General features: G+C 76.8%; 10 protein-coding genes. 7 read left to right on the forward strand and 3 right to left on the reverse strand.

The annotated features are described in order from the left end of the window. Positions 1 to 40: 40 nt before the first annotated feature. Complete coding sequence (gene merB / locus ACFCX4_RS32400) at positions 41 to 700, reverse strand: organomercurial lyase (RefSeq protein ID WP_376150364.1); 660 nt, start codon at positions 698 to 700, stop codon at positions 41 to 43. A gap of 34 nt (positions 701 to 734) precedes the next feature. Beyond that, positions 735 to 1,139, reverse strand: a complete 405-nt coding sequence (locus ACFCX4_RS32405; RefSeq protein ID WP_376150366.1) for a winged helix-turn-helix transcriptional regulator — start codon at positions 1,137 to 1,139, stop codon at positions 735 to 737. A 128-nt stretch (positions 1,140 to 1,267) separates the two neighbouring features. Between ACFCX4_RS32405 and ACFCX4_RS32410 the strand changes: the two genes are divergently transcribed. Both ACFCX4_RS32410 and ACFCX4_RS32415 read left to right on the forward strand, forming a co-directional pair. Further along, positions 1,268 to 2,206, forward strand: coding sequence for an alcohol dehydrogenase catalytic domain-containing protein (locus ACFCX4_RS32410; RefSeq protein ID WP_376150368.1), 939 nt, complete (start codon positions 1,268 to 1,270; stop codon positions 2,204 to 2,206). A gap of 43 nt (positions 2,207 to 2,249) precedes the next feature. Continuing rightward, positions 2,250 to 2,966, forward strand: a complete 717-nt coding sequence (locus ACFCX4_RS32415) for a ribonuclease H (RefSeq protein ID WP_376150370.1) — start codon at positions 2,250 to 2,252, stop codon at positions 2,964 to 2,966. A 176-nt stretch (positions 2,967 to 3,142) separates the two neighbouring features. Here the strand turns inward: ACFCX4_RS32415 and ACFCX4_RS32420 are convergent, their stop codons facing one another. Beyond that, positions 3,143 to 3,526 carry a hypothetical protein gene (locus ACFCX4_RS32420; RefSeq protein ID WP_376150372.1) on the reverse strand — a complete coding sequence of 128 codons (384 nt, stop codon included), beginning with the start codon at positions 3,524 to 3,526 and terminating at the stop codon, positions 3,143 to 3,145. Positions 3,527 to 3,983: 457 nt separating this feature from the next. Here ACFCX4_RS32420 and ACFCX4_RS32425 point away from each other — a divergent pair, with 457 nt between their 5' ends. From ACFCX4_RS32425 to pqqD, 5 genes are all read left to right on the forward strand, one after another. Next, entirely contained in the window at positions 3,984 to 4,655 is a 672-nt protein-coding gene (locus ACFCX4_RS32425) for a hypothetical protein (RefSeq protein WP_376150373.1), read from the forward strand. 160 nt (positions 4,656 to 4,815) lie between these two features. Next, positions 4,816 to 6,501: a PQQ-binding-like beta-propeller repeat protein gene (locus tag ACFCX4_RS32430; RefSeq protein WP_376150375.1), complete on the forward strand. Its 1,686-nt coding sequence runs from the start codon at positions 4,816 to 4,818 to the stop codon at positions 6,499 to 6,501. A gap of 140 nt (positions 6,502 to 6,641) precedes the next feature. Then, positions 6,642 to 6,797: a pyrroloquinoline quinone precursor peptide PqqA gene (gene pqqA, locus ACFCX4_RS32435; protein ID WP_376150377.1), complete on the forward strand. Its 156-nt coding sequence runs from the start codon at positions 6,642 to 6,644 to the stop codon at positions 6,795 to 6,797. Beyond that, a complete protein-coding gene (pqqC, locus tag ACFCX4_RS32440) occupies positions 6,794 to 7,594 on the forward strand; it encodes a pyrroloquinoline-quinone synthase PqqC (RefSeq protein ID WP_376150379.1) in 801 nt (266 codons plus the stop codon). Before pqqA ends, pqqC begins: the two co-directional genes overlap by 4 nt. Then, the coding region (gene pqqD, locus ACFCX4_RS32445; RefSeq protein ID WP_376150381.1) for a pyrroloquinoline quinone biosynthesis peptide chaperone PqqD at positions 7,591 to 7,925 on the forward strand (335 nt) is incomplete at its 3' end. The genes pqqC and pqqD, both read left to right, overlap by 4 nt.

The following is a 7,925-nucleotide window of genomic DNA, read 5'->3' on the forward strand; positions in this document are numbered from 1 at the left end:
GGCCGCACGGGCCCCGGCACCGGGCGGAGCGGGCTCGGACTCAGAGACCCCAGAACTCCCCGCTCAGCCCCACCGAGCGGAGATGGCCGGCCGCCGCGGCCGGCTCGCGCCGGGTGTACGGCGAGCCCAGCCGCCCGTCGTACCAGTGCGCGGCGAGCCGCCAGAGGGTGGCCAGGTCGAGGACGGCGCCGCGCGGATTTCCGGTGGCGGCGAGCCAGTCGTCGACGCAGTCGGCGGAGCAGAACAGCCGCTGGTGGGCGCAGGTGTGGACGACGTCGTCCCACATCCGGGCGGCGGGCACCAGGAAGTGCGCCACCTGCGCGCCCTCCGGCGGGGCCTGCCGGGTGACCGTCCAGGCGTGCGGGCGGTCGCAGGCCGGGCAGGTGGTGGCGACCAGGGCCGGGTCGGCGCCGGGCACCAGGTGGGGCAGCGCGAAGGAGTCCCAGGCGCAGCCGCCGAACCACAGGGTGGCACCGGCCATCACCGAGAATCCCAGGGGCACGGCCGAGAACGGGTGGGCGAGGACGACGGCGTCGTCCGGGCCGAGCGCCAGGTGCCGCGCGTCGGCGAGCCGCCGCAGGCCGGCGCGGACCTCCGGCACGGTGGTGCCCAGCTCCTCGGCCAGCCGGTCGTGACCGGGCGCGCGCCCGGTGGCGGCGAAGGTCCGGTAGACGGCGAGCCTCAGCTTCTCGGTCTCCATGCCACCAGCCTGCCACGGCACCGCTGACGATCCGTCAGTCCGCGCCGCCCCGGTCGTGCGCCTCCCGGTGGGCCAGCACCTCGGGCATGTGCTCCTCCGCCCAGTCCTTGATCGCCCCCAGCAGCGGGAGCAGGCCGGCGCCGAGCGGAGTGAGCGCGTAGTCCACCCGGGCCGGAACGGCGGCCGTGACCGTCCGGGTGAGCAGGCCGTCGCGCTCCAGGGCGCGCAGGGTCTGGGTGAGCATCTTCTCGCTGACCCCGGCGAGGCGCCGGCGCAGGTCGCCGTAGCGCTGCGGGCCGTCCGCCAGGGCGTTGACGACCAGGCTGACCCACTTGTCGCCGATCCGCTCCAGCAACTGCCGGGCGGGGCACTCGGCGAGGTAGGCGTCGAACCCGGCCCGGGCGTCCGCCCGGCGCTGTGCGGCGGTCGTGGTCGCCATCGGCTCTCCTTCCGGTGCGGTACGCACTCGCGGGTGCGTACTTCCTGCCGGGGAGCAACTCTCCCTAGGTTGGGTGCCGTTGGCAAGCCCCGCCCGCACCGGAGGCGGGGCCCCGGAAGGAGAACGCGATGCGCGCCGTGGTCGTCCGCCGTTTCGGCGGCCCGGAGGTCCTGGAGCTGGTCGAACTGCCCGTCCCCGAGCCCGGCCCCGGGCAGGTGCGGGTGCGGGTGGCCGCCGCCGCGGTCAACCCGGTGGACGCGGTGACCCGCGCCGGGGTGCTGGCGGAGGCCGGGCTGATGGCCCCGCGCGGGACCGTGGGCGTCGGCTGGGACGTGGCCGGCACGGTGGAGGCGGTCGGCCCCGGGGTGTCCGGGTTCGCGGCCGGCGACGGGGTGATCGGACTCCGCGACCGACTGGACGTCCCGCTCGGCACCTACGCGGACGCCCTGGTGCTGGACGCCACGGCGCTGGCCCCCGCGCCGGCGGGCGTGCCGGCCGTCGCGGCGGCGACCCTGCCGCTCAACGGGCTCACCGCCCTCCAGGCCCTGGACCTGCTGGACCTGCCGCCCGGGGCCACGCTGCTGGTCACCGGCGCGGCCGGGGCGGTGGGCGGCTTCGCCGTCCAGCTCGCCGCGCTGCGGGGGCTCCGGGTGGCCGCCGTGGCGGACGAGCGGGACGCCGAGCCGCTGCGCGGGCTGGGCGCCCGGTGGTGGGTGCCGCGCGGGGCCGCCGACCTCGCCGCCGAGGTCCGGACCCTGGTGCCCGGCGGGGTGGACGGCGCGCTGGACACCGCCCTGCTCGGGGTGACGGCGCTCGGCGCGGTCCGCAACCGGGGGTCCTTCGTCGCGGTGTCGGCCGGCGCGGCGCCGGTCGGGCTGCGCGGCATCCGGGTCGCCAACGTCTGGATCGCGGCCGACGGCGCCGCGCTCGCCGGACTCTCGGCGCTGGCCGCCCGGGGCGCGCTGACCCTGCGGGTGGCGGACACCCTCCCGCTGGAGCGGGCCGCCGACGCCCACCGCCGGCTCGCGGCGGGCGGGCTGCGCGGGCGGCTGGTCCTGGTGCCCTGAACCGGCGGTTCGCGAGGTCCCCGCGGTTTGGCATGATCGCAGGATGAACGACCGAATCATCGCCGCCTGCGACGGGGCGGCCAAGGGGAACCCGGGCCCGGCGGCCTGGGCGTACGTAGTGGCGGACGGCACGGGGGCGCCGCAGCGCTGGCAGGCCGGGCCGCTCGGCCGCAACACCAACAACGTGGGCGAACTCACGGCGCTGGAGCAGTTGCTGACCGCCACCGATCCCGGCGTCCCGCTGGAGGTCCGGCTGGACAGCACGTACACCCGCGACGCGGTGACGAAGTGGCTGAAGGGCTGGAAGCGCAACGGCTGGAAGACCGCCGCCGGCAAGCCGGTGGCCAACCAGGAGCTGATCCAGCGGATCGACGCACTCCTGGAGGGGCGGGACGTCACCTTCGTCTACGTGCCCGCCCACCAGGTGGACGGCGATCCGCTGAACGCCATCGCCGACAAGGCGGCCAGCGACGCCGCCCGCACCCAGGAGGCGGCCGGCGGGGACGCCACCGACCTGCCCGTGCCGGACCCGGCCGCGAGCTCCGGCCCCGCCCGGCCCCGGCGCGCCGCCTCGTCGGCCTCGCCGGCCGCCGCGAAGCGCCGGCCCTCCGGCGGGTCGGGCGGCTCCGGCGGTGCGCCGACGCTGTCCGCTCGCTTCCCCGGCACCTGCCCGTGCACGCGCCCGTACGGCAAGGGGGACCGGATCACCAAGGTCGGCGGCAGCTGGGGCCACCCGGAGTGCGCGGCCGCGCACGCCTGATCCCGGGGCGGCGGCCTCCCGGCGGGCGGCTCCCTCAGGAGTCGTCCGCCCGGCGGCCCGCCCCCCACCGGGCAGCCGACGGGCCGATCGTTCCTCCCCCGGGTTCCCACGGACTTCGGGGTGGCTCGCCCCTCGCCGGGACGTGCCCCGCCGACCGGCCGTTCGCGGCCCCGGGCTCAGCGCCGGGAGCGGTGGGTGTCGCCGGCGTGCTCGCCGGTCTCCTGGTCGGGGAAGCTGACGGCCAGGGTGACCCGGAACTCGAAGACGTCGTCGCGGTGACCCGGCACCTGGGCCCAGGCCAGCGAGTGCACCTCGGCCTCGGGCGCCTGCCGGCACCAGGCGGCCGCCTCCTCCAGCGCCCGGGCCGCCGACCGCCCGGTGCAGACCACCGCCGTGTACGCGGCCACCGCGAGGTCGCCGCCGCTGCGCCCGTCCCGGGAGGCGGCCCGGACGGCGGCGGCCGCGTGGGTCAGGTCACGGGCGAGGTCGTCGACCACGCGGGGAGGCGCGGGCAGCACGGCCGGGGCCTCGACCACGGTCTCCGGCAGGTTGGTGCTCATTGTCAGGGCCTCCATCCCTCTGGCATCCCACTGGTCGCTCGCCCCGCCCCGTCCGGGATCCGCCTGATCACGGGGTCAATATGCCGGTCCGCCGTTCCTGGCATGACCACTTTCACCAGAACGTCACCCGTCCGGGGAAGACGCCCGCCGACGCTCGACAGCGGCCCGGCCGCACTGGTATTGCGGGGATCTCCGCATCCGGCCAGGTCAGCCCGGCGCCCCGAGGGCGCCGCCGGGAGCCCGCGGACGGCCCCGCGCACCACCCCCGTGCCCCGGACCGCCGTCCCGGCCCCCCGGACACCCCCTCCCGCGCCCCGGCCGCCCCACCGGCGCCCGGCTGTCACGGAGCTGTCCAACTCCCGTAGCGGGAACGGGAAGTACCGGACCTCGCCGGACCGTAGGATCCTGCCACGTCGCAGTCCGCCGCACCGGTGGGCGCGCCTTCGGAGGGGGTTCCATGGACCGCAGGTCACCGCTCACGTCCCGCCACCGGTACACCGTCCTGCCCGCGTTGGCCCTCGCGGCCCTCGCCGTGGCCGGCTGCTCCTCCTCGGGCGGCGGAGCGACGGCGGCCCCCGCACCGACGACCGCCGCGAGCGGCGCGAGCATGGCGACCCCGACCACGGCCCCGGCGGCCACCGCCACCACCACCACGAGCAGCACGCCCACCGCCGCCACCACCCCGAGCGCGAGCGGCACGCCCGCCGGTACCGGCAAGCGCCCCGCCGACGCCTGTACCCTGCTGACCTCTCCCCAGGTCGCCGCCCACGTCGGCACCGGCGGACCGTTCCGGGGCACCGGCCTCGACCCGGTCGACGGCAAGCCGGTCTGGGGCTGCACCTGGGGCTCCCGGCAGTCCTACGCCTCCCTCCACGAGATCGAGCCCGCCCGGTTCGCCAACCTCAGGAGCCTCCCCGACCACACCGCCACCCCGATCCCCGGGATCGGCCAGGACGCCTACCTGCTCCGCCGCGGCGACGGCTACCGGCCCTCGGTGTACTTCCTCTCCGGCGGCCGCGCGTACGAGGTCTCGGTGGTCGTGGACCGCAGCCCCGACGACGGCGTCAACAGCGCGGCCGAGGCGACCGCGGGCACCGCGCTCGCGCTGATCCTCTCCAAGCAGGTCTAGCCAGGAGGTGGGACCCCGCCGCCCGGCGCAGCCGGTTCCCCCCGGGGCGTGAACGGGGCGGGCTCCGGGGCACCGGGGGGATGCGGGTACGGCGCCGGCGTTCGCAGAATGACGCCACGGCGCCGTACTCCGTACTCCCCCGACAGCCAAGGCGAATCGCATGAGCCGATCTCACCCACCCGCGCGGCCGACCGGACCCGCTCCGGAGCCGGCGCCCCCGGACCCGGGCCGCCGGCCCTCCCCGGCCTCCCCCGCCCAGCGCCGGAGGCGTCCGGGGATCCCCCGCTCCGGAGCGGCTCTGCTCTCCGGGCTCGCGCTGCTCGCCCCGGCCCTCGCCGTCGGGACGCTCAGCGGCGCGGTCACCGCCCGGGCCGACAATCCGACCGTCTCCGGCAACGGCATGCGCACCGCCTGGGACGCCGCCGAGCCGGACCTCGCCCCGGGCAAGGTGTCCGCCGGCACCTTCGGACGCCGCTGGTCCACCGCCGTGGACGGCGCGGTATACGCCCAGCCGCTGGTGACCGGCTCGACCGTGGTGGTCGCGACCGCGACCAACCACGTCTACGGCGTCAACGCGGCCGACGGACGGATCCTCTGGCAGCGCGCCCTCGGCGGCACCGTGGCCTCCTCCACCGCCTGCCTCTCCCCCGGCACCGGCATCGTCTCGACGCCGGTGTACGACAAGGCGACCAGGACGGTCTACCTGGTCGCCAAGTCCAGCGAGGGGGGCGCGCACTTCTCGGTGCACGCCCTGGATGCCACCACGGGCGCGTCGCGCAGCGGCTGGCCGGTCACCGTCCAGGGGTCGCCGGTGAACAGCCCCGGGGTCGCGTTCAACCCCAACACCTCGGCCCAGCGGGCCGGACTGCTGCTGCTGGACGGCGCGGTCTACTTCGGCTTCGCCTCGGACTGCGGGGTCGGCACCTACGTCGGCACGGTCGCGGGCGTCAACACCAGTACGCGCAAACTCACCCTCTGGTCCACCGAGTCCGGCTCCGCCTCGCAGAACGCGGGCGTCTGGATGAGCGGCGGCGGTCTGGTCTCGGACGGCTCCGGGCGGATCTTCATCGCGACCGGCAACGGCGCGGGCGAGGGCTCCTCCCCGCTGAAGGGCCCGGGCGACCGGCCCGGCGGCCACTTCGCCGAGTCGGTCGTCCGGCTGGGCGTCAACAGTGACGGCAACCTCGCCCCCCGGGACTTCTTCAGCCCCACCAACAACCGGGAGATGGACCACGGCGACGTGGACCTCGGCTCCGGCGGCCCGGCCGCGCTGCCCTCCGGCTTCGGCACCGCCGCGCACCCGCACCTGATGGTCCAGGTCGGCAAGGACGGCCGGATCTTCCTGCTCGACCGGGACCGCCTCGGCGGCATGGGCCAGGGCCCGAACGGCACCGACGGTGTGGTCGGCACCACCGGCCCGTTCAAGGGCGTCTGGGGCCACCCGGGCGTCTGGGGCGGCGACGGCGGCTACGTCTACCTGGTGGAGAACTACGGTTCGCTGCGCGCCCTCAAGTACTCGGTGAACGGCTCCGGGAACCCGCAGCTGACCAGCGCCGCGACCAGTCCCGAGGGCTTCGGCTACGCCTCCGGCTCCCCGGTCGTCACCTCCAACGGGACGGCGGCCGGCTCGGCCCTGGTGTGGGCGGTCTACTCGGGCACCGGCCCGGGCGGCCAGAACGGCGAACTGCGGGTCTACGACGCGCTCCCGGTCAACGGCTCGCTCAAGCTGCGGCGCAGCTTCCCGCTCGGCACGGTGACCAGGTTCTCCGTCCCGGCGACGGACGGCGGGCGGGTGTTCGTCGGCACCAAGGACGGCCACCTGGTGGCGTTCGGGAAGTCCGCCTGAGCAGGTCGCGTCACCCGATCGAGCGCGTTTGTCACGCGATCGCGCGGTTTGACCGGCGGGCCGGCCCGGCGGCTCGTAGCGTCCTGACCGCGGGGCCGGCCGGGCCCCCGATCCCACCCCCACCGAGGAGGCCGACTCCCATGAAGTCCACCCCCGTTCCCCCGTCCGCCACCACCGCCGGCCCCGCGCCGGCCGCCCCCGCCACCCCGGCCAGGCCCGCCTGGTCCGCCCCGGCGGTGGAGTGCCACCGCACCGGCGCCGAGGTCACCGCGTACGCGGCGCGGACCGCTCGGTGACCCAGGCCGTCACCTCCGCGTCGACCCGCGAGGAGTTCGCGGCCAGGCTGTACGGCCTGCGGGGACGGTACTGGGACACCCACCCGTTCCATCTGCGCCTGCACTCCGGCGGCTGCACGCCGCCGGAGCTGCGGCGCTGGGTCGCCAACCGCTGGTACTACCAGCTGTGCCTGACCCGGAAGAACGCCGCGATCGTCGCCAACTGCCCGCTGCCGGAGGTCCGCCGGGAGTGGACGCGCCGGCTGGGCTACCAGGACGGCCCGCACGAGGGCGAGGGCGGGCTGGCCGACTGGCTGGTGCTCGCCGGGGCCGTCGGCCTGGACCGGGCCGAGGTGCTGGACGAGCGGCACGTGGCGCGCGGCGTGCGCTTCGCCGTCGACGGCTACCTGCACTTCTGCCGGACCAGGCCGTGGGAGGAGGGCGTGGCGGCGGCGCTGACCGAGATGTTCTCGCCCGACCACATGGCGGAGCGGGTCATCGCCTGGCGCACCCACTACGACTGGATCGACCCGGCCGGCTACGCCTACTTCGAGCACCGGATCCCCGACGCCCGCCGGGACAGCGCCCGCACCCTCGACCTGGTGCTGGACCACTGCGCGACGGCCGAGCGGCAGCAGGCCGCGGTGGACGCGCTGGCGTTCAAGTGCGAGGTGCTGCGCGCGATGCTCGACGCCGTCGACTACGGACCGGAGACCGCGCAGCCGGGCGCACCCGAGGTCCCCGGTGCCTCCGCCACCGGGGCTGCCCCGCCCGCCCCGGACACCCGGCGGGCCGAGGCCGCCGGGATCGGCCGGTGAACGCCGCACCCGCCGCCGTGGCCCCCGGCCTGCGGCACGGGGTGCGGCTGGTCCACGACCCGGTCCGTGCCCGGGACGCCCTGCTCTGCCCCGAGGGCGTGCTGCTGCTCAACACGACCGCCGCCGCCGTGCTGCGCCACTGCGACGGACGGCGCGACGGCGCGGCGATCACCGCCCGGCTCGCCGAGGAGTACGAAGGCGTGGACGCCGGTCAGGTACTGGCCCTGCTGACCGACCTCGCCGGCCGCCGGCTGCTCGTCCTCGACGGCACCGGAGCACCGGCCGAACCGTACCCGGCGGCCGGCCTGCCCGGCGCCGAGTCCGCCGGCGC

The sequence above is a fragment of the Kitasatospora sp. NPDC056327 genome, assembly GCF_042261735.1.
GTDB lineage: Bacteria > Actinomycetota > Actinomycetes > Streptomycetales > Streptomycetaceae > Kitasatospora.

What these genes read in the sequence shown, in the direction of transcription:
- merB (WP_376150364.1), bottom strand. Translation starts at nt 700, where the DNA reads ATGGAGACCGAGAAGCTGAGGCTCGCCGTCTACCGGACCTTCGCCGCC.
- ACFCX4_RS32405 (WP_376150366.1), bottom strand. Translation starts at nt 1,139, where the DNA reads ATGGCGACCACGACCGCCGCACAGCGCCGGGCGGACGCCCGGGCCGGG.
- ACFCX4_RS32410 (WP_376150368.1), top strand. Translation starts at nt 1,268, where the DNA reads ATGCGCGCCGTGGTCGTCCGCCGTTTCGGCGGCCCGGAGGTCCTGGAG.
- ACFCX4_RS32415 (WP_376150370.1), top strand. Translation starts at nt 2,250, where the DNA reads ATGAACGACCGAATCATCGCCGCCTGCGACGGGGCGGCCAAGGGGAAC.
- ACFCX4_RS32420 (WP_376150372.1), bottom strand. Translation starts at nt 3,526, where the DNA reads ATGAGCACCAACCTGCCGGAGACCGTGGTCGAGGCCCCGGCCGTGCTG.
- ACFCX4_RS32425 (WP_376150373.1), top strand. Translation starts at nt 3,984, where the DNA reads ATGGACCGCAGGTCACCGCTCACGTCCCGCCACCGGTACACCGTCCTG.
- ACFCX4_RS32430 (WP_376150375.1), top strand. Translation starts at nt 4,816, where the DNA reads ATGAGCCGATCTCACCCACCCGCGCGGCCGACCGGACCCGCTCCGGAG.
- pqqA (WP_376150377.1), top strand. Translation starts at nt 6,642, where the DNA reads ATGAAGTCCACCCCCGTTCCCCCGTCCGCCACCACCGCCGGCCCCGCG.